The 25,806-nt window shown below is 67.0% G+C and carries 18 protein-coding genes; 5 read left to right on the top strand and 13 right to left on the bottom strand.

The annotated features are described in order from the left end of the window. Positions 1-56: 56 nt before the first annotated feature. A complete protein-coding gene (locus tag ACOGXD_RS11685; RefSeq protein ID WP_419915222.1) occupies positions 57-1,043 on the bottom strand; it encodes an HNH endonuclease family protein in 987 nt (328 codons plus the stop codon). A gap of 427 nt (positions 1,044-1,470) precedes the next feature. Here ACOGXD_RS11685 and ACOGXD_RS11680 point away from each other — a divergent pair, with 427 nt between their 5' ends. The 5 genes from ACOGXD_RS11680 to ACOGXD_RS11660 all read left to right on the top strand — a co-directional run bounded on the left by ACOGXD_RS11680 (position 1,471) and on the right by ACOGXD_RS11660 (position 11,847). Then, the gene (locus tag ACOGXD_RS11680) at positions 1,471-4,569 is read left to right on the top strand and encodes a hypothetical protein (protein WP_419915221.1); all 3,099 of its coding nucleotides are present in this window, start codon (positions 1,471-1,473) and stop codon (positions 4,567-4,569) included. Between the two features lie 104 nt (positions 4,570-4,673). Further along, positions 4,674-7,967: a tubulin-like doman-containing protein gene (locus tag ACOGXD_RS11675; RefSeq protein ID WP_419915220.1), complete on the top strand. Its 3,294-nt coding sequence runs from the start codon at positions 4,674-4,676 to the stop codon at positions 7,965-7,967. Continuing rightward, on the top strand, positions 7,964-10,582 hold the full coding sequence (locus tag ACOGXD_RS11670; protein ID WP_419915219.1) for a hypothetical protein: 2,619 nt from the start codon (positions 7,964-7,966) through the stop codon (positions 10,580-10,582). The genes ACOGXD_RS11675 and ACOGXD_RS11670 overlap by 4 nt, the downstream gene beginning before the upstream one ends. A gap of 435 nt (positions 10,583-11,017) precedes the next feature. Next, complete coding sequence (locus ACOGXD_RS11665; RefSeq protein ID WP_419915218.1) at positions 11,018-11,425, top strand: prevent-host-death protein; 408 nt, start codon at positions 11,018-11,020, stop codon at positions 11,423-11,425. Beyond that, positions 11,422-11,847: a cytotoxic translational repressor of toxin-antitoxin stability system gene (locus ACOGXD_RS11660; RefSeq protein WP_419915217.1), complete on the top strand. Its 426-nt coding sequence runs from the start codon at positions 11,422-11,424 to the stop codon at positions 11,845-11,847. The genes ACOGXD_RS11665 and ACOGXD_RS11660 overlap by 4 nt, the downstream gene beginning before the upstream one ends. A gap of 4 nt (positions 11,848-11,851) precedes the next feature. On the opposite strand, the gene secF is transcribed toward ACOGXD_RS11660, so the two are convergent. The 12 genes from secF to ACOGXD_RS11600 form a co-directional block, all read right to left on the bottom strand. Further along, positions 11,852-12,973 (bottom strand): protein translocase subunit SecF, encoded by a 1,122-nt coding sequence (gene secF / locus ACOGXD_RS11655; RefSeq protein ID WP_419853966.1) that lies wholly within the window; start codon positions 12,971-12,973, stop codon positions 11,852-11,854. After that, entirely contained in the window at positions 12,970-14,610 is a 1,641-nt protein-coding gene (gene secD / locus ACOGXD_RS11650; protein WP_419915216.1) for a protein translocase subunit SecD, read from the bottom strand. Before secD ends, secF begins: the two co-directional genes overlap by 4 nt. Positions 14,611-14,655: 45 nt before the next feature. Next, positions 14,656-14,976 carry a preprotein translocase subunit YajC gene (yajC, locus tag ACOGXD_RS11645; RefSeq protein ID WP_419915215.1) on the bottom strand — a complete coding sequence of 107 codons (321 nt, stop codon included), beginning with the start codon at positions 14,974-14,976 and terminating at the stop codon, positions 14,656-14,658. Positions 14,977-15,143: 167 nt separating this feature from the next. Next, the gene (gene tgt / locus ACOGXD_RS11640; RefSeq protein WP_419915214.1) at positions 15,144-16,349 is read right to left on the bottom strand and encodes a tRNA guanosine(34) transglycosylase Tgt; all 1,206 of its coding nucleotides are present in this window, start codon (positions 16,347-16,349) and stop codon (positions 15,144-15,146) included. 10 nt (positions 16,350-16,359) lie between these two features. After that, positions 16,360-17,580, bottom strand: a complete 1,221-nt coding sequence (queA, locus tag ACOGXD_RS11635; protein WP_419915213.1) for a tRNA preQ1(34) S-adenosylmethionine ribosyltransferase-isomerase QueA — start codon at positions 17,578-17,580, stop codon at positions 16,360-16,362. Positions 17,581-17,610: 30 nt separating this feature from the next. Continuing rightward, the gene (gene ruvB, locus ACOGXD_RS11630; protein ID WP_419915212.1) at positions 17,611-18,804 is read right to left on the bottom strand and encodes a Holliday junction branch migration DNA helicase RuvB; all 1,194 of its coding nucleotides are present in this window, start codon (positions 18,802-18,804) and stop codon (positions 17,611-17,613) included. Further along, a complete protein-coding gene (ruvA, locus tag ACOGXD_RS11625) occupies positions 18,801-19,418 on the bottom strand; it encodes a Holliday junction branch migration protein RuvA (RefSeq protein ID WP_419915211.1) in 618 nt (205 codons plus the stop codon). The genes ruvB and ruvA overlap by 4 nt, the downstream gene beginning before the upstream one ends. Further along, complete coding sequence (gene ruvC / locus ACOGXD_RS11620) at positions 19,415-19,975, bottom strand: crossover junction endodeoxyribonuclease RuvC (RefSeq protein WP_419915210.1); 561 nt, start codon at positions 19,973-19,975, stop codon at positions 19,415-19,417. Before ruvC ends, ruvA begins: the two co-directional genes overlap by 4 nt. Before the next feature lie 93 nt (positions 19,976-20,068). After that, positions 20,069-20,857: a YebC/PmpR family DNA-binding transcriptional regulator gene (locus ACOGXD_RS11615; RefSeq protein WP_419915209.1), complete on the bottom strand. Its 789-nt coding sequence runs from the start codon at positions 20,855-20,857 to the stop codon at positions 20,069-20,071. Positions 20,858-20,996: 139 nt separating this feature from the next. Continuing rightward, the gene (locus tag ACOGXD_RS11610; protein ID WP_419915208.1) at positions 20,997-22,331 is read right to left on the bottom strand and encodes an alkyl sulfatase dimerization domain-containing protein; all 1,335 of its coding nucleotides are present in this window, start codon (positions 22,329-22,331) and stop codon (positions 20,997-20,999) included. A 162-nt stretch (positions 22,332-22,493) separates the two neighbouring features. After that, positions 22,494-24,017: a sulfatase gene (locus ACOGXD_RS11605; protein WP_419915207.1), complete on the bottom strand. Its 1,524-nt coding sequence runs from the start codon at positions 24,015-24,017 to the stop codon at positions 22,494-22,496. 55 nt (positions 24,018-24,072) lie between these two features. Then, complete coding sequence (locus tag ACOGXD_RS11600; protein WP_419915206.1) at positions 24,073-25,722, bottom strand: hypothetical protein; 1,650 nt, start codon at positions 25,720-25,722, stop codon at positions 24,073-24,075. Positions 25,723-25,806 lie beyond the last annotated feature (84 nt).

Here is a 25,806-nt window from a genome sequence, read left to right as displayed (position 1 = left end):
GCTCCCATTCTGCCGTGCCCCGCAAGGATGCCGTTGACAGAGCGGATCTGTGGGTGCTACTGGCAGCCGATGCCGTCGCCATCCCGATCAAGCCGATACGGGTCATTGCCCACGTCGAGGACATGGACCGGTCGCTGATCGCGGCTCAGATCGCCACAGTTGAGCGCGTCGCCAGAGTGGTAAGGGATACAGGGCCGGTACGCAGGGTGGCACCCGCCTGTGTCCGGCAAGGTGGTCTCGCTGGGTTCCAGCGTCGGTGACACCAGAACCACGAGCGCTGGCACCGGAACGGTAAAGGCGAAATCGGCGCCGGCGCATCGGTCAAGTTGTGCATCGAGCGATTCCTGCTCGGCGGAGTCCACCGCCAGGTCCCAGCGCGTCTTGACGGCGATCCAGTCGGCCGCGTACTGGCAGCGGTACGACGAACTTGGCGGCCACCATTCGGCAGGATCCCGTGCTCCCTTGCTCCGGTTGGTCGCTGCGCTCACGGCGATCAGCGAGCGCGGGTCGGTGCGGTCGTTGGCGAAGCGAGTCCATGTATCGGCCGTCCACTCGTGCCCGCCAGACTCCCATGCCTCGGCCAGAGGCACGAGATGGTCGATGTGCAAGTCAGACGGCTGGCCCACATCCGATGCGTCATACGCAGAGAGCCACGAGCCGTCAGACCGTCGCTCCTCGGAGAGCACGTGGTCCCTCGTCGACTGACCTCCGCTGTAGAGCCACCCGGCAAAGACAGCCTCTCGGCGGTAGCCGCCTCGGCGCTCGGCCTCGACACGCAGGCGTTCGAACAGGCCGATCACGCTGCGACGCCTCTCGAGATCGGCGGTTTCGACCTCCGGATCCCGCACCGACGCCTCGGGGAATGTTGCGTCCGGGAAGACCTCACGGTCGACCTCGGTGTCGTCACCAACCGCCGACGACACATCCATGGACGGCGGCGGCGACACCTGTTCTGCATCAGCCTGCGCGACATCAGTTCCGGCATCCGGCGAAGGCGCAGACGAGACCGGAATGGGAGCCAGGCCCGCATCATCGCTCGACATTGACGGTGTCGACACCGTCGCAACGGCGTCATCGCTCCGGACCGACGCAGTTGCGGGCTGCGCCACCGGGACCGCCGTGGTGGAGTCTTTGCCGACCGGCTCAGCGCTAGTCCCGCATGCGCCAACCAACACTGCGCACACAAGGATCTGCAGCGCGTGGGGCCGTCGAATTCGTCTCACGGCCCCGCTGACCGGCCCAAGCGCCACTCCAGGACAGAGTAATTCCGCCCTGGCCAACGAGAAGGTTCAACGAGGTCCACTCACTCCCCGCGAGAATTTGGAGCCGCATCTCAATGTTGATGTTCTCGACATGTCCACCACGGATGTGTGGAAACATCCATGATGAACGGCGCTCAAGACGGGCCAAGTGTGAGCAACGGACAGAGGGGACGGTGACGTAGATGGCGGATCCGTTCGACGACGACCCATGGATCGGTGGCGCATCGCCCACGCGGCCAGCACCGATCGCGCCGCGGCGTCGCCGGTCACCATTGCTCGCGTGGGCCGCGACGGCGGCGGCGACCGCAGCGGCTGTGATGTCTGTGATCACCGACGTCAACATCGTTGCCTACGCGGCGGCTCTTGCTTTCTACGCACTGGTGCTGGCCAGCGCGTGGCATCGCTCCCGAGCGAGGTCAGATTCAGCGGCACAACGCGAACTGCCAAGTCTCTACCGCTGGGTGCTGAGGCCTGTCAGCTTCGTCGCCGTCGTGGTCGCCGCATGGGGCGCCGCCGAGGCTCTCGCGCTGTGATCGCCTCGCTGAGGTTCACCCGCTCTGGCACCGCATCCACTGCGGTTGTGGCGACGCTCGCTGTCCTGCTCTGTACCGGCTTGCTCTCGCTGATCGCGACGCAGAAGCCCGCTGGCGCCCAAGACACCTCACAGTGCTCTGCGGACGAGGAAATCCGGCTTCTCATGCTCTTCGATGTGAGCGGCAGCCTCAAGCGGACAGACCCTGACGCACGACGGCGCGACGGCGGCCTGCTTGCGCTAGACGATCTGCAGCATCTCCAAGAGCGTTACCGACAGGTTGCGATGTCGATGACGGTCGACAGCTTCGGCACCACGTACGAAGCCGGCGACTGGCTGGCAGTCTCAAACGACAGGCTCAGGACGCGCGTCACAAGCGTGGGGTCACGCGACAACGCAGGTCTCACCGACTACCGCCAAGCGCTCGACGGTGCCTTTGAGCGACTGTCCGGAGTGTCGCCCGACGTGTGCAAGAGGATTTTCTGGTTCACCGACGGCACCCACGACACCGACAAGAACTCCGGCCCAGCCGTCACGGCTGCTGAATCTGCGCAAATCGACGAACTCTGCGCTGACGGAGGAGCTGCTGCTCGCTTGACAGAGGCAGGGATAGAGGTCACTGCGGTCAACTTGGCGAGGGGCGACGCCAGGCAGGCGCCGGAGACGCTCCGCCGCCTGTATGGGGATGGCGACTCAGCGTGCGCCAATCCGCTGCTTGGCGAGATCATCCACGTGTCCGACATCGCAGAACTCGCGAGTCGGCTGCGCGAGAGCATCGCCGATGGGGCCTTCGAAACCGTCGAGCAGATACCCGCGAGCAACGCCTGCGACATCGTCGACGCTGCAGACACAGAGGCATCTGGCGGAGTGTGCGAATTCACATTCGATCTCGACCTGAGCGACCAGTCATTCAAGATCTTCATCGATCTCAAGAATCTGATCGACCCGGATGCGGTCCAGATCTACTTGCGTCGGCCCACCGACGAAGTCCTGCTGCCGGTGGCGTTTGCTGATGCCGAGCAGATCCACCCCCAGACAGGATTCCTCGCTCAGGCGGGCACATCGAACTGGAAACAACTGACCGGGCATCAAGCTGCCGCCTTCTCCAGCCGGTTCACAAGTGACGAATGGGCCTGGAAGGGCACATGGACAATTGCCTTCCACGGCGACGGCAGCAGCCTGGCCCGCGTCACGCGACCCGTGGTGACGACGAAGGGGCTGCCGAAGCTGAACCCGGTCATCTACGCCGACAACTCGCTGAGCGGGCAGGTCTCTCTGCCACCCACAGCGGATGAGAGCGAATTCGCAGGCGTCGTCCGGCTGTCGCTCGACGCCCCAGGCCATGATCTGCACGGCTGGCGGCTCGAACCTACCGAGGGGCACGACGTCGAAAGCGGCAGCTGGAGCGCACAGAACGTCTCGCAGACGATCACTGCTGTGCCAGAGATGGCCGCGCACCTTCAATCGACCGGCGGCACGGTCGGCCTGCGCGCGCAACTGGTGGAGTTCATCGACTACGGCGGCGAAACCGACATCCGATGGGAAGTGCCCGAGGCCCACTACGTGATCACAGTCCCGATGGCGCACGCAGCATGGGAACGTGACGGTGGGCTTCACCCGACCGTGACGGATGTGGCTGTCGCGACGGGCGAAGGTCTGGTGCCGAACGGCGACTTCTTGGTCTCGGCAATGCCGGGCAGGCGCGATGGCGTCCTGCATCTCGAATCAGTCATCGCCACAGCCAACGGCGAGCGGGTACAGCTCGAGGCAACGGAGTCGATGGAATCGTGGGAATGCACGGTGCCGTCGAGCGGAGCAGCCTGCCCGCCGATCCGCGTCCAGCCCCGGGTCGACGACGATGTTGTCGCCGACTTCGAGTTCGAGTTCACATCGACGCTGGTGGAGGAATCTTCCCTGCGGGAGGATGCAGCCGCCCAAGGCTTGAGCGGCGAGGCCGCGAAATACGACCCGATCACCACGGGGGTCGTTCGCCCCGGTGTGAACATTCGGGTCATCAACGCGGACGACACGTGGCGCTGGTTCGCACTGTTGACAGCGGTCGCCATCGCCCTCTCGCTCGGCGCTCGCATCGTCGTCGCCCACCAGCTTCGGCGCTGGGAGCCACTCGACAATGCAAATGATCGAGCGTTTGCAGCACAGGTGCGGCTCGTCGGCGACCAACTCGTGCTCGCCGACGGCACTCCCCTCGCAGCCTCGACGCGCGATCAGGCCGACGACCCGAGGCAACGGCTTGTGCCTGCATTTGACCTCACCAAGAGTCAGCGTCGGGCGAGCGTCGGGACAGGGAAAGGGGCTGTTCGACTGCGCAGTGGCTGGGGGCGTCCTCTGCTGGGTCGTGCGCCGCGCATCATCGCATCGCCATCTACTGGCGGGAGCGAGTGCATCGCCGCAAATGGCCAGACCCGTCGGCGTCGCGGTGTTGTCGGTAAGAACCTTCGCAGCGGATGGGCGCTCAGCAGGCCGCAAGGGGGCGACGAGGAGGCCGGGTTTGTGGTCTGGGATCTGCCCCGAGACCTCGAGGAGGCCGCCGACCGCATCGAGACCGCGCAACGAGATGCGATCCGTGCCTGCGAGCAAAGCCGGTTCTTCGGTTCGATGGACGCGGCCGGATCACCCGATTCGACGCAACCGGAGCAACCGACTGAGCCGGGCGGTGAGGAACCCATCGAACCTCTGGCGCATACGCACCGGTCCACGCAGGGCACAGCAACGCGGGACCCGCTGGCGCCCGACACGGACGACATCTTCGGCTGACCGACCAATACGAGCGACTGCGACAGCAGCCGAACCTGCGCCCTGCGCCAACACACAATCACCATCGGACCCGACTCAAGACAGCGAAATTGGAGGATGCGACAATGCTGCGACCCGTGATCTTTATCGGCTGTGGCGGATCAGGACAGAAGGCGGTGCGGTATGTGCGCAACGCCGTCGAGCGCCAGTTGCGATATGCCGAATGGAACGAACCCCTTCCGAACGGCTGGGTCTTCTTGGGACTCGACACGCTCAACCAGCAGGAAGACCCCGAAGAGATCCCACTCTTGCCGGCTTCGGACTTCCACTCGCTGTCTCCTCGCTTCAACAAGTACCAGCCACTCGAGCAGGCAGTTCTCGCGCAGCACCGGCCTGGGGAGACATCGACATATGAGGACTTGATCGGTTGGCGACCTCGGTCGAGCGAAGTCAAGGTGCCGCTCAAGGACGGCGCCGGCGCGAGCCGGGCAGTCGGCCGCTTCGCAGGAATTCATTCGCTCGAGCATGTGCTCGTCGGACCGATCTCACAGGCATTCGAAGCGGCCGATCAAGCATCTGCCGGCCTCGCTGCAGTCTCAGAACGGCTCGGTGTGCCCACTGCGCCCGGTGCAGCGACACCGACGCCGCTGGTGGTCGTGTGCGCCTCCATGGCCGGGGGAACCGGCGCAGGCGTCGCTCTCGACGTCGTGGAGATCGTGCGAAATCACCATGAGAACGGCCAGTTCCCGCTGCTCGTGCTGTTCACCCCCGACATCTTCGACGATGCCAAGTACGAGGCTCAGCGTCGCTCTATGGCGGGCAACGCCCTCGGACTGATGTGCGAGACGATGAACGCCTACTGGGACTCGGCACGGGAGCCGCTGCCCCTCTGGGCCGGATCGCGTCCGGAACCAGGCCGCGGCCCGCATGCCGTCTTCGCGGTTGGCCGGCGTTCGCTCGACGGGGGCGATCTGGGCGACGCGACCGCGGTGTACAAGGCCGTCGGCCAAGCGATGGCCAACTGGGTCACGAACCACTCAGTACAGGAACGCATCAACAACTTCATGACAGCCAACTGGGTCGACAAGTCCCAGGGCAATCTCGGCGGTTACCCGTTCGACAAAGAACAGCAGACCGGCATGGTGTCGTCATTCGGTGCCGCAACGCTCTCTGTCGGCCGAGATCGGTTCGAGCGCTGGGCCAATGATCTGCTCGCGCGAAAGGTGCTCGACGCGTTGGTACACGGGCACCGACGGGGCGAACATGCGCCCACCAGCGACGGCGTGGAGAACGAGAGCTCACGTGTCAGCCATCTTGCCGGGCTCGCCGCACCTCACATCGCGCTCGGCGACGCCGGTACCTCCATCCGGCAACCCCCCATGACTTCGACACAGCATCGCGGCGCGCAGACCGCCAGACGGGTCTTTGCCTCCGATGAGGCTGTCATGGAGGAACGCCGCCATGTCGAAGCGGCGCTTCTCGAGCAGTTCGGCGGCGATCTCGAGGGATCGGCCAGAGACTGGAGGGGGTGGCTCCAGCGTGCTGCGCGTGAGCAACGAGACGATTCGGGTCGGCGGGTGCACGTTTTCGACCAAGCACACTGGGGAACGGACATGGTCAGCGCCACCTGCATGGCGGTGTCGGCGGTCGTAGCTCAAACGTCGCTGCTGGTGGCCCAGCAAGCCGTCGTCGGTGCCATCGAGCTTCTCGAAGGCGAACTCGGCGCGCTGCGCACCGATGCATCCAACGAGCACCGCAAGGCCGACGAAGATCTCCAACGGGCCGTGACGCAGCCCGCCGGCGACGTCAGTTCAATGCGCGGCGACGAACGGCCGGTGCGCGACACCATCGATCTCTATGCGAAGGGCATTGCACGGGGATGGCGCGCAGTGCGTTTCGAAATGGCCGCGGACGCACTCGCCTCAACAGTGCACCGCGTGCTGCACCCCATCGCGGACGTACTGCGGCAGGCAGTCGGCAATGCAAACAAGGCCATCGAACTCCCAGAGTGGGCAGCGTGGCCCGCTGACGACACGAATGTCCCTCCGGCTTACCAGCCGTCCAGCGTCGAACTCACGCTGGAGAGCCACACGAAGTGGCGGGGACTTCTGATCAGCCTGTGCAACGAGGCGCGGAGCGGCCGAACCGAAGCGCTGCCGCCAGTCGACGCGGCACGCTTCGTGCTCATCGCCGGCGACGACCACCACGTCCCGAGCATCCTTCGGGCGAGAGACGACGAGAGCTTCAGATGGTCACCGACCGATGGCACCGCCGTTACCTTCGTCTGCGATGCCGACATCGGCGATGTCAAAGAACGCGTACGCAGATGGGCCGACCGGCCGGGGTCATCGTTCCGCCACACCGTCAACGAGGGCATCGGGGCCTACTTGGCAGAAAGAGACCCCATCAGCGAGTCGGTACGGGAAGACCATGCGGCGCGATTGGTCCAGTTTCGAACCGCCCTCGAGAATGCGCGACGGCAGTCGGCGCCGCTCGCCCGTATCGATGCCGGCGTCCACGGCGTCATCTATCCCGGCGTTCCGCCGTCAGGGCGCCCAGAGCTGATCTGCGCGCCGTTCCCACTGGTGCCTGGAGATCCTGCCCATGACATTGCGAAGCAAATCGTCGGGGAGGACAATTTCGATGTCGCCAACGACGATCCGCCGTCGGTGCTCATCTCGTCATTCTTGGCGACACCGGTCCACCCGATGGCAGTGGCATCGTTGACCGAGCCGATCAGCAAAGCGGTGCGGGACCTGAATGGCAACGCAGCACAAGTCCAGGCCGCATTCTGGCTCTGGCGCCGGACGCATCGGCTCGACAACTTCGTTCCCCTGCCGAAAACAACGCTCCAATCGATGATCCGGGGCTTCGCCACGGCTCGGCTCTGCGGCTTCATCACCACAGCTACCGACGAGCCGGTACGCATCAGCGGTGCCGATGGTCCTGTCGAGTTCCCATACCCGCTGCTCACCCGAGTCAAGCCCGCCGACGTGCTGGCGGCGCTGCTCGAATCCGTCGCTCTCTGCTACGCCTGGGTCAGCCGGGATCGACTCCAAGCGTTCGAGCCTTACCGACGGCTCCACGACTTGGGGGAATCGCCCGACAGCACCCACGCAGCACTCGAAGAGTGGCTGCGCGACGGCAAAGCTCGATACGAGCAGGTCGACGACGCTCGAGCGAGCGGCGGAAGCAAAGACGAGCGAATCGCCGCGGCCAAGGAGTACATGGATGCCAACATCGACCGACTCAACAAGATCAAGCAGCGGCCCCTGCGCGGCGCCGACGACGAGACGTCTCCCCGGGACGGAAGAATCGACAGCGACATCTTGACTCGGGAGATCGTCACCGTCTCGCTTCAGGGTTACGAGCAAGTACTCAAGGCACTGGAGCGCGTGGAAGAAGCGCAGATCGTATGAGTGCCGCCTCGTTGCTCGTTGTCCTCGCCGATGACGTCAACTCGCTGCGCAACCCCCTGCGTGAATGGTCATCTGCCGGACTCCTGAGCGGTCTCGTGCTCTGCGATCGAACAGCGTTGGCAGGCGGCCCAGGCGCAGTCGAGTGCGAAGGCAATCTCACTGGCGGCTGGAGCCGGAACAGCTTTCTGGAAGCTCTGCACCAGCGGCAGGTGAAGCAGCTGAACGTGGCATCGCTGCGGCCAGCCTTGGCGAACACGGCGCAAGCTTCCGCTGAGACATCTTCCGAAGAAGAGCATGCCCTGGAACTCATCAGGATGCGCTTCAACAACGCACCGGTAGACCTCCGCGCCTTCACCGTCTCGATTCTCGACACAGCTTCCACAGCCGGGTATGAGACGTTCTCGCCGGCGTGGGACATGCATCTGATTCATGACCGGGTTGCGATCGCGGACAGCCGTCTCCCGGCCCACTTCACCGATGCTGACCTCGATGCGGAGCAGAGAATGGCCCTGTGCGCCATGACTGCGGTCACGCTCGCCAGCGGATGGTCGTTCTCGCGTCCGGGGCGCATTCCGACCGACCCCGGCGACGCCACGCTCAAGTGGGTGCGTGTCGCGCGCCCCCAGCTGCGGGTGGCCTTCGGAGGGCAGCTGCGCAGCGAGGCATCAATCGGACAGCTGCCGACGAGCCCGCCGTGGCCGATGCCCGAGGGTTCGGGCGCAGCGCGGGCACAGGCTGGCGCGGTGCCTCCGCCACAGACCGCCGAGGACATGGCGAGTGCACTGGGCCTCACCTGCGCCGCATTCGACCCCGAACCGCAACCGCGCACCTCCTTCGCCTATCTGCGGCAGGCCGCTTGGCTGGCCCTGACCAAGGACGTCGATCCGCCACCGGAGGTGACTGACCAAGAGCGCGAACTTCAGCGATTGCGCGAGATGCTGGCCCGCCGGTCGCCGGAACTCGGCAGCGATCCGGTCGAACGCGCGGTCGCCATCGCCCGCCTGTTCGAGCGCTCCGGGCTGTCGGGACTCGTCGGCGGCGCGCCGGCCGACCCTGTCCGCTGGGAGGAACTGCGCGACTTCGCGTTCTGCCTTGTCGACGGAGGCGAACCGGACGAGCAAGTGGCGAAGCGTGTTCCCGTGCCGGTCGACCACAGCGGTACTCGGCTCGTCTGGACCCATCCAGCGAGCATCATCCCAGCACCCCAGACGTGCGACGAAGGTGCGGTGCCCCCTTCTGCAGACGCGACGACATACGCGTTCACGGCAGCCGATATGGCAGAGCGGACACCGCAAGGCGACTACGACAATGATGGCGACTCAGCCGTCGAAGCGCTTGCTGAGGACGAGTCGTTGTTCGGCCGGATCGGCGCAAAGCTGCACTCGGCGATGGACGAGGCCGTCTGCTACTGCAAAGACGATGTCCGCGAGACCGAACAAGAACATGACGCCTACGAGCATGCCGAGCGATCAGTCACCAGGCTTCGCCGCATACGCAACGGCATGGCAGTGCTTGTGCTTCTTGCCATAGCAGTTGTCGCCGAGCGCATGACCGGCTTGGTCGGCACGCTGCTCGATGCCGTCGGTTGGGGCACGATCGGTGGCCTCACGACGACTCCGCTGGTCGATGCCGTCATCGGGGTCGTCGTCTCAGCCGCGTTCCTGGGAGTGCTCACGGCGCAGGCATTCGGTTCGGGACGCGCCCTCTTGAGACACTACGACCGGCAACGACTCCGCCAATGGCGAGCTGCCGCAGGCGACCATTACGCAACTGAGACGGCTCGCTTGTGCGCGGCCGTGGTTGAGTTCGACGATCACGCAAGGATCATCGGCACGATGCTGCATCGACCGTATGCGATCGGCCCGCCCGAGGCGCTCCACCGCGTGGATGTGGGTTCGATGCCCTCGGTGGTGCCCATGGTGCTCGCACAAGCCACACCCGATCCATCACGGCTCGCAGAGCTGAGAATGCACGAACGCGCCGCCACCGTCAAGCCGGGCTGGATCGCCGCCATATTCGATGCCACCTACCAACAGTGGCACGCAGAGTTTGCCGACAGGGTGGGCGGACGTTTCGAAACCCCCGACGACGACCACACGATGCCCGGCTCGACGCGCCACCGGGACATGCACAGCGGTGAAGAGCTTCCCGGTGCCAGGGAGCACTTCGCCACCGCCATTGCCGACGGCGACGGTCCGCGCCTGGCGGCGACCAAACAGATCAGCGACGGGCACAGCACGAATACAGCCGACGTCAAAGAATGGCTTCGCAAGCTGCGCAACCCGGTGGACTTGTTCGGCGAAGTGCACGTCCCCCGCTCCCCTGCCCTGAACCAAGCTTCTACCCGGGACTTCCTGCACCTTCGCGATCAGGGCGACACGCTGACCTGGGATCTGCTCACACCTGCTGCGCAGCCGCCGTCAAGGGACATATGGGGCACCCAACAGCCAGCGATCGTGGCGGAGAGCGAGGAGCGTCCCGAGACGCTCCTCGCATCGTGGCGCCTGCTGATCTCCGAGCCGTTTGAGCCGAAGGACCTCAGCTGCTGGCAGCCGGGCACCGAGGTATCGCACACCGCAGATTCCGTCAGCAGCCATCCCGACGACATCGTTTGACGGCATCGTTTGAGAACACCGCAGCCCAGCTTCGAAGACGCCACACCGGCACAGAATCGCTGAGCCGCCAACGCTCGCAGACTGCCGGAGAAGGGCCAAAATCGCCGGATTGCGGACGTGAAACCGCTGACCAGAGGGTTGGTCAAACAGCCGGGGTCAGCTCTCTCAATGTCCTGCTAGCCGCCTAGATCTCTCAGGAGCCCCAGCACCGTCTCGGCCGGGCGAACGAGGCCGAGCGCACCGCCATTCCACAGACCCCTCGATGGGAACTCCGCAACTCTGTAGATGGATCGCCGACGAATCTGCAACTACGTCGCCCTGATCGCCGAAATGCGCGAGCGACGATCGGCTGCGCCGAAGTCGTTGCGTACTTTGAGTACTTGACGTACGCATCTCAAGTAGGCTGCGCGGTGCACACAGGCTTGGAGCACTGCAATGACGTTTCTCTCCTATACCGACACCCGCAACCGGCTCAAGGAGGTGCTCGACACAGCGGATCAAGGCGTGCCGGTGGGTGTCGAACGCCACGGCCGTCGCGTCGTGATGGTGGACATGGCGCGGTTGGCTGAGCTCTTGGCCAACTCGCCTCGGCTCAGCCGTCCCGAAGCGGTCGCCGAAGGAAACGGGTGGTCAGTGTTCCTGCCCGGCACCCCCATCGCCGCCGACGGTGCCGACCTAGAGGAAGCGACCGAGGAATTCGTCACAGTGCTGAGGGAATACGCCGATGACTGGATCGAGCGACTGCGACTTGCTCCCAACCACGCTCAGCACTGGCCGCTGGTGCACTTCGTGTCGCTGAGTTCGGATGCCGACCTCGCCGGCTGGGTCCGGGGCGGCGCGTGAGATTTCCCACAGCAAGCCGCGACGACCATCGCCGATTCTGCGAGCTTGAGCGCTGGCGGCTCGTGCGTTCGGCCACCGGGAAGCGCAGCACCCACCACGAGACCTACGAACTGGAACTGCCGATGGGAGACGTGTTGCGAACCCGCATTTCCCGGCCACCCGACCGCACGGTCTACGGCAGCGGGCTCTGGTCACACATCCTGCGAGATCAACTCCAAGTGAGCGAGCAGGAGTTCTGGCAATGCGTGAACGACGGCATGCTGCCCCCGCGAAGCCAGCCCGCCGTTCCGAAGGATTCGATCCCCACTGAGGTGCTGTATCTGCTCAAGCAACGAGTCGGCCTGTCGGACGAGCAGCTCGCCGATATGACCGTGGAAGCGGCAATCGAGCGCCTGCAGCAGTACTGGACTACTGGCGAGTAGGGCGTTAGCGGCGGCGGCCCTTCTTGCGGGGGCGGGGCGGGGCGCTGCGGGTGTAGCTCTCGGCGGCGAGCGCCTGGGTGGCGGCTTCCATCGAGTCGTGACGGCCGGCGGCGTCGGCCGCAGCCTGGGCGGCGGCCCAGCCGGGCTCGTAGCCCTTCAGCCACGCAACCGTGGGCATCGCCACGAAGATCGAGCTGTACGACCCGACGAGCAGGCCGATCAGCAACGCCGTAGCGAACTCGGCCAGGGTGCCTGCGCCGAGGAATCCGGCGCCCACGACCAGCAGCGACAGCACAGGCAGCACCGAGGTGATCGAGGTGTTCACCGACCGTGTCAGCACCTGATTGAGCGACACGTTCGCGAGCGCGTGGTACGTGAAGTGGCTGCGCGCCGGCAACGACCGCTCGTTGGACTTCACGCGGTCGAACACGACGATCGTGTCGTACAGCGAATAGCCCATGATCGTCAGGAACGCCACCACCGTCGCCGGCGTCACCTCGAACCCGAACAGCGCGTAAGCGCCGACGGTCAGCACGATGTCGTGCCCCACGGCAATCAGCGCGCCAACCGACATCTTCCATTCGAAGCGGAACCACAGGTACAGCGCGATCAGCACGAAGAACACCACGAGCGCCCGGCGCGCCTTGCCGGCAACTTCGTCGCCGAACGACGGGCTGACCTGCCGCGACGACAGGCTCTCCACGTCGACACCGACGGCATCGGCCAGCGCCCCGGCCACCGCTGCGCTGTCGGCATCGGGACCCAGCACACCGCGCACCCGGAAGATGTCGGGCGAGCCGGTGACCACCACGAACTGCACTCGTGCATCAGGCACGCCGGCTGCCGCGGCTGCCGACGCGACGTCGTCGGTCGTCGCACCGTCGGCTGCTGCGCCATCGGAACCGGTCGACGCGTCATCCGCTTCGGCGCCTTGAGATTCCTCGGGCACCGGTATCTCCCACACCGAGCCGCCTTCGAACTCGATGCCGAGATTCAGGCCTCGCACCAGCAGAGCCACAACGCACACGAGCACAGCAATTGCTGAGCCGATGAGCACCTTGCGTGACAGGCGCAGGATGTCCCAGGCGTTCTCGCCTCGGTAGAAGGTGCGCAGCGCTGCAATCACGATGTGCCTCCTGTGGTCACCGTTGCCGGGGCCACATCGCTGTCGGCTGGCGGCAGCACGCCGAGGCGCCGCGGTTCCTCGTTCACCAGCCGGCGGGCGATGAACACCACCAGCGGCCGCATGAAGAAGTACGAAACCGCCAGGTCGATCAGCGTTGCCAGCCCGAGATACAGGGCAAAGCCGCGGACCGTGCCGCTGGTGAGCTGGTACAGCACGCCCGCGCCGATGAGCGACGCCAGATCGGCCCACACGATGGTCATGAAGGCGCCCTTGAAGCTGGCATCGGCGGCCGAGCGGACCGCCCGGCCGCGGCGCACCTCTTCCTTGATCCGCTCGTAGTAGACGATGTTCGAGTCGACCTGGACGCCGATCGACACGATGATGCCGGTGGTGCCAGCCAGCGTCAGCGCCAAGCCGCGGCTCTCGCCGAGCCAGCTGATGAGCGACCACAGGACCGACCCGCTGATGGCCAGGCTGGCCACCGCCACAATGCCGAGCAGCCGGTAGTACACCAGCATGTATAAGCCCACGAGAATCAATCCGACGATGCCGGCGATCACGCCCGCTCGCAGCGTGCCCTCGCCGAGGGTCGCCGACACCGTGCGCACATCGTCCTGCTCGAACTCCACGGGCAGCGCGCCGAAGCGCAGCGCAACAGCGAGGTCGCGCGCCCCGTCCTCGTCGAACGTGCCCGAGATGACTGCCGTGCCCCCGAACTCGGTGGCCCTGATGGCCGGGGCGGACTCCACGACGCCGTCGAGCACGATTGCCACCTGCTGCCCGAAGTAGCGGGCTGCGATCTCGTCGAAGCCGACGGCACCCTCCTCGGTGAGGTCGACGTTGACGACCCACTCGTTGTTGAACGTTGCCGCGGCCTCGGCGACCGCTTCGCCGGTGAGCTCAGCCGGGCCGAGCACGTAACCCACCGGCTCACCACGGCCCGGCAGCAGCACTGCCCAGTCGGCGAGATCATCCTCGGGAGCGGTGAATTCGGGAAACTGCTGAAGACCGATGTCGGAGGGGTCGATTTCCTCAGCCTCGGCATCATCGGCTACGTCGGCGGTCTCTGAAGTGTCATCGGCGACGGCATCTCCGGCCTCAGCTTCGAGTTCTTCCGCTGCCTCCGGGTCGATCAGCTCGAGCAGCTCCTGCGCTGTCATTTCCTGCTCTCCGACCAACTCGTCCCCATCAGCCTCGGAAGCCGACTCGTTGACGGCCTCGGGATGGAGCGACCCGTTGTACGCCTCCGCGAGCTGCTGCGCCCCACTGAAGTCCACCTCGTCAAAGGGGTTGAACGTCAGCAGCACGGGCCGGAACCGCAGCTCCGCTGTCTGTCCCACCAAGTCGACAGCACGCTGCTTGTCTTTGACGCCGGGCAGCTGCACCACCACCTGCTCGCCTTGGCGTGTGATGTCGGGCTCGGCAACGCCGAGAGCATCGACACGCGACCGGATGATCTCGATCGCACGGTCGAGCTGCTCGTCGTCGGCTGGGGCCGTGGGCCGCAGCAGCACCTCCACACCGCCCTGCAGCTGCACGCCCAGCACAGGCGCCCAGCCCGCGGCCAGCACGCCCGCGAGCGAGCCGAACCCGATCAGGATCGCGAGAAGGAGCGAGACGATCTGCGAGCGGCGCACGTCAGACCAATGCGCCGATGCCTGCGCTTCGCATTGCGGCCAGGGTCATTCCGATTCGTCGACGCCGTCCGAGGCGGGCGGATCGTCTGCGCCTCCGCTGCCGGCAGACGTCAGGATCTCGCCGATGGCGCGGCGCTGCACTCGCAGCTCCACGTCGCTGTCCACCTCGATGCAGACCACCTCACCGGGCTCCTCGACCGCCACGATCTTGCCGATGACCCCTCCGACTGTGGCAACCTCGTCGCCGATGTCTGCCGAGCGCAGCATCGCCGCCCGCTCGGCGGCTCGCCTGCGCTGCGGTCGGATCATCACGAAGTACATAAAGCCGATGATGACGACAAGGAAGAGGACAGACCCGAGGTTCATGGTGTGCTCCTTGATGCGGCGGGTGTCACCCCAGCGGAATACGAGCGGCTGCCGGCAAATTGCGCCGTGCGGAAGGTTTCCGAACGCAGCGCGCTGCGTGCAGCGCGCCGCCGATCCGAGGCCGGCACGGCGGGTCAGCGTACCGGGCTGCCCCCGCCGGCAGCGGCTCAGCCCCAGACTTCATTGACCTGCTCTCGGAACCTGTCGAAGCCGCCGGCTTCGATGGCGGCGCGCGCGTCGGCCACCAGGTCGTTGAGGAATGCGATGTTGTGCAGCGTCAGGATGCGGCTGGCCGTCGGCTCGTTCACGCTCATGAGGTGCCGGAGATAGCCGCGGCTGAAGCGGGCGCCGGGCCGGGGCCGACCGTCGGCACCGTCGTCGCGGGTGTCGAGCGGTGTGGCGTCGCGGGCGAATCGGGCATTGCGGATGTTGATGCGACCCTGGGGCGTGAGCGCAGTGCCGTGACGGCCGAGCCGGCTCGGCAGCACGCAGTCGAACATGTCCACTCCGGCGGCGACGGCGTCGACGATGCGGGCCGGGTCGCCCACGCCCATCAGGTAGCGAGGCCGGTCGGCCGGCAGCACGTCGGTGGCTGCCTGCAGTGCCGGGCCCATCTCGCTGCGCGACTCGCCCACCGACAGCCCGCCGATGCCGTAGCCGTCGAAGCCGATCGACGCCAGCGTCTCCGCGCTGCCGCGCCGGAGGCCGGGATCGATGCCGCCTTGGCAGATGCCGAACAATGCCTGCCCACTGGCGGTCCCGTCCCGGCGTGCGACGTCCATGGCGGCCGCTGCCCTGGCTGCCCAGAGGTGGGTGCGTTCGGTCGCCTCGCGCACCTCGTCGGGAGGTGCGGGCAGTTCGGGGCAGATGTCGAGCGCCATCTGGATGTCCGATCCCAGGCGGCGCTGCGCGTCGACCGCATCTTCGGGTGTCAGCCGCATCTGGGAGCCGTCATAAGTCGAGCGAAAGGTCACCCCTTCGTCGTCCACCTTGGATTTCGCATCGTGAGCGGAACTGTCGCGACCGCTGGGTTCATTCGCGCCGCCGGGACGGCGGCCGAGCGACATGATCTGGAAGCCGCCGGAATCCGTGAGGAAATGGCCGTTCCAGCCGGAGAAGCCGTGCAATCCGCCGAGCGCTTCCACCACGTCGATCCCGGGCCGCGCCAGCAGGTGATACGTGTTGGCCAGCACGACCTCGAGGCCGAGCTGCTCGTAGTCGGTGGCATCGAGATGGATCACCGCACCGCGGGTTCCCACGGGCATGAACACCGGCGTCTGGAACGTCCCGCGGGCCGTCGTGACCTGTCCGCGCCGAGCTGAGCCGTCAGACGCCAGCAGCTCGAACACCAAGGGGCTGTCTGGAACGCTCATCTCCCTGGCCTCATGAGGACCGAGTCCGCCGGAGCAGCATCGCATCGCCGAAGGACAGGAATCGATAGCCCTCCGCAAGCGCCGTCGCGTACAGGTCACGCCAGCGCGGCCCGATGAACGCGTCGATCAGCAGCAGCAGGGATGATCGGGGCAGGTGGAAGTTGGTGAGCATCGCGTCGATCAGCAGGAATTCAGCGCCCCGCCGCAGAAACAGATCGGTCCAGCCGCACACGTCGCCTGTGCTCGTCGGCGCCGCCGGAGCGTCGGTTGTGCCGGCATCGCATGCTGCCTGCCTTCGGACCTGTAGTTGGCGGGCCGCCGCCTCCAGAGCGCGCACAGTGGTAGTGCCCACCGCGACGACGCGCTCGGCCGCGGCGCAGGCGGCGAGCGTCGATGCGGACACCTGGTAGTGCTCGGTGTGCATCTCGTGCTCATCAGCGTGCTCCGCGGTGATGGGCGCGAATGTGGCCAGGCCGACAGTGAGATCCACCGTCGCAATGCCGAGGCCCTTCGAGCGCAGTGCATCCAGCACCCGCTCGGTCAGGTGAAGCCCTGCGGTGGGCGCCGCCGCTGAGCCCTCCGAACAGGCGTAGACGGTCTGGTATCGATCGGCCAGCGCCGCCCGAGCCGCGTCGCTGTCAGCGGCATCGACGCCGAGGCGTTCGGCGATGGCGCCTCGCGCTATGTCCGGGTCGATGTAGGGCGGCAGCGGCGCTTCCCCCGCCCGTTCGAGCAGGCGAGCTTGCGACACATCGGCAAACGGCGTATCGCCGATGAGCACCCGCACGGCTCGGCGCTGGCGGTCCAAACGCTCGCCCACCACCACTCGCACGCTCGGGTCCCGCTCCGAGATCAGCACAGTCCCGTCCGCAATCCGGCGGGAAGGTCGCACCAGCGCCGCCCAGCGCCGATGGTCGTCGCTGTCGGCGTTCTGGGGAGTCGAGCCAAGCTTCGCTGTCAGCGGGGCAAGCAGCAACACCTCGGCTGCCCCGCCAGTGCGCTTGCGGAGGGGCAAGCGAGCAGGCATCACCCGCGTCTCGTTGACAACCAGCAGATCCCCGGGGCCGAGCAGCGATGGAAGATCGGTGACGTGCCGGTGCTCAGGTGCTCGGCTCGGCCCTGGGTCAACCAGCAGCCGGGCCGAGTCGCGCGGCTCGGCCGGAACATGCGCTATCGACGATGGCGGCAGCTCATAGTCGAACTCGTCCATCCGCAGCCGCGGCTCGCTCATCGCACGCTGAGGCTATGGCAGCGGATGGTCTCACCAAGGCGCATCGTCGACCTGCACCGGGACGTCCTCCGCCCGTGAAGCGCCTTGCAGCTCTGCAGCGGGGTCCGATGCATCGAACAGAGTGGCAGTGGCGTCGACATCGCCGCTGGCGCTTTCCGCCGCAGGCGGTACATCGACGCCGAGGTGCGCGTAGGCCGCGGCGGTGGCGATGCGGCCCCGCGGTGTGCGCTGCAGCAGCCCGCGCTGGATCAGGAAGGGCTCGTACACGTCCTCCACCGTCTCGGTCTGCTCGCCGACGGTGATCGCCAGCGTGGACAGCCCCAACGGTCGCCCGGCATGGGTGACAGCGAGAGCGTCGAGAATCGCCCGGTCTACCTTGTCGAGGCCGAGCTCGTCGACGCCGAATGCGGCGAGCCCCTCCTGCGCTACTGCCACGTCGACGGCGCCGCTGGCACGCACCTCGGCGAAGTCGCGCACCCGGCGCAACAGCCGGTTGGCGATCCGCGGCGTGCCCCGGCTGCGTGACGCGATCTCCGCGGCCCCCTCGGCATCGATGTCCACGCCCAGAATCCCGGCCGCACGAGCCACGATCGCCTTGAGATCGTCGGTGGAGTAATAGTCGAGGCGCTCGACCAAGCCGAAGCGGTCCCGCAGCGGTCCCGAGATCAGCCCGGTGCGAGTCGTCGCGCCGACCAGGGTGAACCGGGGCAACTCAAATCGGATCGAGCGTGCAGCCGGTCCCTTGCCCAGCACGATGTCGATGGCGAAGTCCTCCATGGCCGGGTACAGCACTTCCTCGACCACCTTGGGCAGGCGGTGAATCTCGTCGATGAACAGCACATCGCCGTCGGCCAGGTTGGTGAGGATTGCCGCGAGGTCGCCTGCCCGCTCCACCGCCGGACCCGACGTCAGATGCAGCGCCGCGTTCAACTCGGCAGCGATGATGCCTGCGAGCGTCGTCTTGCCCAATCCCGGCGGGCCGGCAAAAAGCAGATGGTCAGGCGATTGGCCGCGGGCCAGCGCCGCCCGCAGCGTGATCGCGACGTGTTCTCGCACCTCGGGTTGGCCGACGAATTCCTCCAGCGACCGCGGGCGCAGCGATACGTCGGCATCGCCGTCGTCTGTCGACGAACGGGCCGGGTCGGTGACCTCACTGCGGCCCGGTCCTGACGTCGCCGAGTCATCGCGCCGGTAGCCCTCGCTGCGGGCTCCCCCCGCGCTCATCGCGGACCGAGCTCCTGCAGAGCCACTCGCAGCAGCGCGCCGGTGTCGGCATCGCCGTCGCGTGCTGCCTCGATCGTGACGGCGGCCATGGCGTCGCGTATCTCGGCCGGAGCGAAGCCCATCTGGCTCAGCGCGGCCCGCACTTCCGCGACTGCAGATCCTGCGCCGTCGCCGGCTGCCGCCACAGCACCAGCGCCGGCAGTCTCGGGCGCGCCGAGCCGTGACTTCAGGTCAAGCACCATCCGCTTGGACGTCTTGGCACCGATGCCGGGCACCAGCTCCAGCGCCGCGGCGTCATCGGCGGCCACCGCACGCCGCAGCTCGTCGGGCGGCAGGTGCGAGAGCACGGCAAGCGCCAGTGCGGGTCCCACACCGTGCGCGCTGAGCAGGGCCTCGAAACAGCGTCGCTCGTCGAGCTCGGCGAATCCGTACAAGTCGGAAGCGTCTTCGCGCACATGATGATGGACATACACGAAGCACTCATCGCCCATCGGCCCGGCGGCGGCCAGTGTCGAAGGCGCGACGGTGACGCGGTACCCCACCCCGCCGGCCTCGATCAGCAGCTCGCCGCCGGGATCCTTGTCGAGCAGGCGCCCGCGCACTGAACCGATCACGTCGGCGGCGCCGCTGTGCCGGCAGCGGGAAGCAGCACACGCGCCCGAGCAGGCGGTGTTGCCCTGCCCCAGGGCGCCTGGGACAGGTGGCACAGCGCGACGGCAGCCGCATCGGCGGCATCGGCCGGCTCGGGCGGCCCCGGCAGGGCGAGCAGCTGGCCGACCATGCGTTTCATCTGGTCCTTGTCGGCCCCGCCCCAGCCCGCAACGGCCTGCTTGATCTGGGTCGGCGTGTACTCCGCCACCTCCAGCCCGGCCGCAGCCGCGACAGCCATGGCAAGGCCGGCCACCTGCGCGACGCCGATGGCAGTGCGCGCATTGACCTGGAAGAACACTCGCTCCACGGCCACTACCGAGGGCCGGAATTCGGAGATGAGCGCCTGCAGCTCAGCCATCTGCACAGCGAGGCGCGCTGCGTGCGGCTGCTCGGGATCGGTTCGAACGACACCCAAGGCGACCGCTTCGGTGCGAGCGCGCTGCGTTCCGGCAGCGCCGAGCTGCTCCACCACGCCGTACCCGCAGCGCGACAATCCTGGGTCGATCCCCAATACGAACATCAGTACGAACCGTAGCCCTTGGCGTCGTTCGAACCGGGCATGCGTAGGGGCTCCAGCGCTCCGGCGCGACATCCGCGACGCCGGCCCCCGATGTCAGCCGGCGATCGCCTCCAGCAGCGAATCGCTGATGTCGAAATTGGCGTACACGCCTTGCACATCGTCGTGATCGTCGAGCGCGTCGAGGATGGCCATGACCTGCTTGGCCTCCGACACGCTGGTCAGCTCGATGAGGTTCTGCGGCGCATAGGTCAGATCGGCCGACGTGACCGCGATGCCCGCTGCCTCGATGGCCTCACGCACCGCCATCGTGTCGGCCGCAGCGGCGGTGACCCGCCAGGTATCGCCTTCCTGCTCGACATCCTCTGCGCCGGCATCGAGCGCCACCAGGATCAACTCGTCTTCGTCAGGCACCGTGCCTGCTGCCGCAGACCCATCGGGCGCCGACTCGCCCGCAGGCACCACCACCACGCCTTTGCGCTCGAACTGCCACGCCACCGCGCCGGGTTCGGCCAGCGAGCCGCCGGCGCGCGTGAACACGCTGCGGATCTCCGAGCCGGTGCGGTTGCGGTTGTCGGTGAGCACGTCCACGAACATGGCCACGCCCCCCGGCGCGTAGCCCTCATAGGTGACCTGCTCGTACGACACCCCCTCGAGCTCGCCGGTACCCCGCTTGATGGCCCGCTCGATCGTGTCCAGCGGCACCGAGTTGTCGCGCGCCTTCTGGTACATCGTCCGCAGCGTCGCGTTGGCGTCGAGGTCGCCACCGCCCTCGCGGGCGGCCACCTCGACCTGACGGATCAGCTTGGCGAACAGCTTCCCGCGCGCCTTGTCGGCAGCGCCCTTGCGGTGCTTGATCGTGGCCCACTTGGAATGACCGGACACAGACCCCCTCCGAACGAAATGTGCTGAGCGGCGTGCCCCGCAGGGCAAGCGCCAATCGAGTCGCAGTCGTCGGGACAGTCTGCCGGACGCGCGGAGTCGAATCCGGCCACGACCGCTCGTGGCGCGCCTCCGGTGGCGCCTAGCTGCTCAAGTCGCCGACCAGCGAGGCGGCTTCGGCACGCAACTCCTGGGCGCAGGTGTGGAGATAGTTGCGACCGGTCGCCGTCACCATGTTGTAGGCGAGCTCGTCGACGGCGTCGGCTTTGAGCACGAGTGATTCGTGTGTCCGGTGGCCGAGGGCCAGCACCATGTCGGCCAGCTCGGCAGCCCACTGGGCCTCGCCCGCTGCGAGCGCCTCGCTCGCCCGTTCGAACAGCACGTCGACACCCCCAGCCAGCGCCGCTACCCGACCGGCCCGGTCCCGAGGGTGGAGCGGGTTCATGTGGGCCGGATTGCCGTCGAACCATCCGAGGATGCCGCTGTAGATCGAGCGCACGCCCCAGCTCACGTTGCCGTAGTACTCGCCGAGCAGGGGATCGGCGGCAAGGTCAGGCGGCAAGGTCACCTCGTGAGCCAGCTCGTCGGGGGTCTTGCCGTCGTTCATGCCCGCGATGGTCTGGTCGTAGATGTGCCACAGCCCCCGGCTGTAGACATCGAGCGCTCGATCCACCTGCGCCGCCCCCGAGAACGGGATGGTGTGGCCGAGCACCAGGTGCTCGGCCTGCATCGCCCGGATCCGGTCGACCGACTCGCACCAATCCCGTACGTCGCGGTACTGGGTGCCGCGGATTGCGTACAGGTTGGGAAATGACCGGTACATGTTGTCGCCGGCAAATACCACTCGCTGGTCGGCGAACCACGTCATGATCTGGTCGTCGGTCTCGCCGGGGTTGTACGACACCTCCAGGGTGACACCGCCGAGCGAGATGGTGGCCCGAGTCTCAAAGGTCTGATTGGGCAGCCCCCTCGGATCGGGGCCACCGGCGGGACCCTGTGCGAGCGTCCCCTCTTTCGGATAGATCGCCGGCGCGATGCCGTTGTTGATGCGCTTGTCGGGAGGAAGCAGGAAGCCGGCCTGCCGGAGCCCGCGTTGGCGGGCAACGTGAGCACCGTTGCGGCCGAATCGGCGAGCCTCGTCGCCGAAGCGAGCGATGCCCCAGATCTCGATGTCGGGATTCTCATCTAGGAATGCGGCTGCGCCGCCGGTGTGATCCGGGTGCCCGTGGGTGTAGACGAGGCCGAGGATCGGGAGGTCGGTGCGGGCCCGGAGTTCGGCGATGGCGGCGGCCGACTCCCCGGGCAGCGAACCGGAATCGACCGCTACCACGCCGGTGTCGCCGAGCACGAACGAGAACGTCGACACGCCGTAGCCGACGGCGACACACACCCGGTCGGTCAGGTCGATGAACTGCCGGGCGAACAGGTGGTTGATCGAGCGCAGTGCTTCCGAAGCGGCGGTGTCCGAACGGTCCATCTCGCCACAGTAATACTTGTTATTGTTTCAACGCGTGCTTGGGAGTCGCGCACGTAGGTGCAGCCGGGGATCATCGCCTGATCCCCGGCTGCACCCCCTCCATTGAGCCGCTGTCGTCACACGCGTCGCCCTGCACGGACTCGACTGCGCATCGTCGGCACGTCACCGGGCGGTATCAGCGGCCTCGATCAACGCGTCGGCCAGCAGTCCGACCATCGCAGCATGCACTGTCGGGTAGTCGGTGCTGAGGTCGGTCAGCTCGTCGGGATCGTCGTCGAGGCAGAAGAGCTGGTCCTCGCCCGTCGAATGTCGGGTGTACTTCATGCCGCCGGCAATGAGCGTGCGCGTCTTGGTCGGCATGTCGCCCCACGAGCGGTTCGAATCGGGAATGTCGTCTTCGATAAGCGCCGATTCGCGCACCGACGCTGCGGGGTCGTCGAGCACAGGCGACAGGCTCACGCCCCAGATGCCGTCGTAGGGCGCCAGCCCCGCTAGGTCGAGCAGCGTCGGTCCCAAGTCGACCGAGCTCGCCAGCGATGATGTCCGCTTCGCGCCTCGACCGGGGCTGGCGATCACCATCGGCACCTGCAGCGTGCCGCGGTAGTGCATGCAGCCCTTCAGGAGCAGCCCGTGGTCGCCCATCATGTCGCCGTGGTCGGTCGTGAAGACCACGATGGTGTCGTCATGCGCGCCGGAACGCTCTACCGCGGCCAGGATCTGCCCGACGCAGTCATCGATCAGCTCCACCATGCCGTAAGTGGCGGCGATCGCTGCACGCGCCAGGTCATGATCGCCGTCGAGGCCGCACGGGTGAACCCAGTACTGCTGGCGGGAAGGATGCAGGCGCGCGCAACGCTGCAGATGTTCGGGCGCAGCGTCGAGAGGATCGTCGACAGTACGGGGCAGCACCATCTCGTCGGGCCGATGGCGGTCGAACCACTTCCCCGGCGGGCACATCGGATGGTGCGGGTCGGGGAACGACGCCCACGCAAGCCACGGCTCGCCTGCACGCGCCGCATCGGCGATGAACGCCGCCGTGCGCTCGGCAACGAAGCGACTCGAGTGCAGCTCCTCGTCGTAGGTCGGGCGGTAGATCTGCCACCAGTCCCGGTACCGCCGCTCGCCCGGGCACTCGGCCGTGTATGGCACAGCAAGCGCCTCGGGCGACGCTCCCTTCTCCAGCGCCCAGCGCATGTGATGCCCGGTGATGCGCGAGCCGTGGTCGATGGCCAGCTCGACATGATCGAAGCCGTAGAAGCCGTCGGGAAACTCCGGCTCGCCGTCGAAGTAGCGCTCCGCATGCTCCAGCGTGTCCCACCCCGCCGGGTACGGGCTGTCGACGGCGGCCTGCAAGCCGGTGTCCCCGACTGCGTTGCGGCTCATGCCGTGCTGCAGATGCGACTTGCCGATCAGCGCAGTCCGGTAGCCGGCCTCGCGGAACTGCCGCACGTGGGTGTTCGCGCCCCAAGCCAGCGAACGGTCATTGAAGATCACACCGTGCGCCGAGGGCATCCGACCGGTCATGATCGACGAGCGGTTGGGCATGCACACCGGGTTGGCCACCCACGCGTTGTCGAACACCGTCCCCCTGGCGGCAATCGAGTCGAGGTGCGGCGTGCGCACCACGTCGTTGCCGGCAAAGCCGACGTGGTCGGCGCGCTGCTGGTCGGTGATGATGAACAGCACATTCGGCGGCCTCGACCCGGCCGGCACAGTCGGCCCGGCCCAGCCGCTCGACGGGCTAGTGGTCGGCGTGCGAGTCTTCTGCGGTCGCATCGGGTACTGACGATTCGCGGTGGTCGTGGCCCATCCGGTTCATGTCATCGCGGATGTCCTCGGGGTTGACATGCTCGTGCGCCATCGTGTGGGCGGGCATGTGCCAGTCGGTGAGGGCACGCATGCAGCCCCAGCCGTTCAGCACGCACCCCTGGTCGACCTCGAGAATCCTGAACCTGTCCTCGCCGTGACGGTCCGAGCTCGAATAGGTGATGTGGCTGCCATGAGCGGTGACGTAGTCGGTGCGGTTGAGGGCGTGCAAGAAGGACACGTGATCGACGCCGCCTTCCACACGCGACAGCGCGCTGAAGGCCACGTCGAGATAGTCGCATATCGAGGTGATCAGGTTCCAGGCGTCGGTGTGGGGCCGGTGGTTGAACGGCGCAGCCTCCGACGCTCCGTTGCGCATGGTGATGCACCCCTGGTCGAGCGGCGGCACCAGGTCGCCGGCCGCTCGACGCGCGCTGACCTGCATGTAGTTGGCGACTTGGCGGTCGGGCGCATCGGTCGTGGCGAGCGTGGCCGCCTGCAGGTCGCCGGTCAGCCATTGGGGCGTCCAGCCGATGATCTCCGCAGCCCGCATCATCCGGCGCACGTCGGCCCACGACGCGGAAGCAAGCACGGTGTGTACCCCGGCGTCTCGGAAGCGGCTCGCGGCATCGACGTAGAAGCGCTCGACCTCGGCCAGCGATGAGCCGACATCGGGCGGCAGCGACGACAGATCGGGCTCGGCGCCCGACCGGTCGGGATCGAGCACACGTGCCTGCATCTCGGGCATCAGCAGCATGAGGTCGTTGAACTCGCGCGGGATGTCGGCCGCAGCCACGACGTTGAGGCCTGCGTTGCGCAGCACGTCTGCGACCGCCGAGATGTCCAGGCCCGCGCTCGGGCCGGTGCCGTGCAGCACGCCGACGCTGTCGGCGCGATCGAGCACGCCGGCCTCGAGGGCGACTTCAGCGATGAGCGCCGCTGCGTGCTCGACGCTGCCGTCGTCGGTGTACAGCAGGTAGCCCGAGTCGCGAATGGTCTGCTCCAGCGTCGACGACCACAGCCCCAGTTCGGGCACGGGCGTGCCGAAGGTGGTGCATTGCAGGCCCGAGTCGTAGAGCCGGAAGTTGAAGAAGAACAACGGGTTCACCTGCGCCAGTTCGTTGCACACGTCGATGAAGCTGGCGATGGGGTCCCCCAGGCGCCACCGGACAGGATGGAACTCGACACAACGGCCGTGTATTCCGCCGAGCGCATTCAGCTCGTCGATGTAGGCCCTCATCACGTGCACGGGGTCCTCGACGGTGAGCGCACCGGTGCCGACGAGGTCTGTCTCGCTCAGGTCGGCGCCCACATAGGCAACCCTCCGCGCGCCGGCCTCGTTGCAGGCAACGTCGCCGCCGACGGCGTGCAGAGCGCCGGACGCGGCCCCTATGCCCGACCGGACCCTGCTCACCGGCGCATTCGCCTCCACCGTCTCGGCCCCGAGCGAGGTGTCGGCGCCCGACGGCAGCGTCGTCGCCGGCTGCAGCGCCGTTCCCGACGAGCCAGCGCCTCCGCCGCAGGCCGCCCCGAGCAAACCCAGCGCCGCCAGTATCACGGCGAACGCGCGCGGACGCGACCTCATGGCGCTGGAAGGGTCACGCTCAGACCCCCCCCCCCCCCCCGATTGGCATTGGTGGTGCGCCGGCGGGCAAAGAACTCAGTCCCG

The organism is Candidatus Poriferisodalis sp. (genome assembly GCF_965204125.1).
In the GTDB taxonomy this organism is placed as follows: Bacteria; Actinomycetota; Acidimicrobiia; order Acidimicrobiales; family Poriferisodalaceae; genus Poriferisodalis.
The sequence above is the reverse complement of the archived record's forward strand: the minus strand, read 5'-3'. Positions and strand labels throughout refer to the sequence as shown.

Excerpts from the sequence above, each read along its gene's own strand:
- ACOGXD_RS11685 (WP_419915222.1), bottom strand. The coding sequence starts at position 1,043 with ATGTCGAGCGATGATGCGGGCCTGGCTCCCATTCCGGTCTCGTCTGCG.
- ACOGXD_RS11680 (WP_419915221.1), top strand. The coding sequence starts at position 1,471 with ATGGATCGGTGGCGCATCGCCCACGCGGCCAGCACCGATCGCGCCGCG.
- ACOGXD_RS11675 (WP_419915220.1), top strand. The coding sequence starts at position 4,674 with ATGCTGCGACCCGTGATCTTTATCGGCTGTGGCGGATCAGGACAGAAG.
- ACOGXD_RS11670 (WP_419915219.1), top strand. The coding sequence starts at position 7,964 with ATGAGTGCCGCCTCGTTGCTCGTTGTCCTCGCCGATGACGTCAACTCG.
- ACOGXD_RS11665 (WP_419915218.1), top strand. The coding sequence starts at position 11,018 with ATGACGTTTCTCTCCTATACCGACACCCGCAACCGGCTCAAGGAGGTG.
- yajC (WP_419915215.1), bottom strand. The coding sequence starts at position 14,976 with ATGAACCTCGGGTCTGTCCTCTTCCTTGTCGTCATCATCGGCTTTATG.
- tgt (WP_419915214.1), bottom strand. The coding sequence starts at position 16,349 with ATGAGCGTTCCAGACAGCCCCTTGGTGTTCGAGCTGCTGGCGTCTGAC.
- queA (WP_419915213.1), bottom strand. The coding sequence starts at position 17,580 with ATGAGCGAGCCGCGGCTGCGGATGGACGAGTTCGACTATGAGCTGCCG.
- ruvB (WP_419915212.1), bottom strand. The coding sequence starts at position 18,804 with ATGAGCGCGGGGGGAGCCCGCAGCGAGGGCTACCGGCGCGATGACTCG.
- ruvC (WP_419915210.1), bottom strand. The coding sequence starts at position 19,975 with ATGTTCGTATTGGGGATCGACCCAGGATTGTCGCGCTGCGGGTACGGC.
- ACOGXD_RS11610 (WP_419915208.1), bottom strand. The coding sequence starts at position 22,331 with ATGGACCGTTCGGACACCGCCGCTTCGGAAGCACTGCGCTCGATCAAC.
- ACOGXD_RS11600 (WP_419915206.1), bottom strand. The coding sequence starts at position 25,722 with ATGAGGTCGCGTCCGCGCGCGTTCGCCGTGATACTGGCGGCGCTGGGT.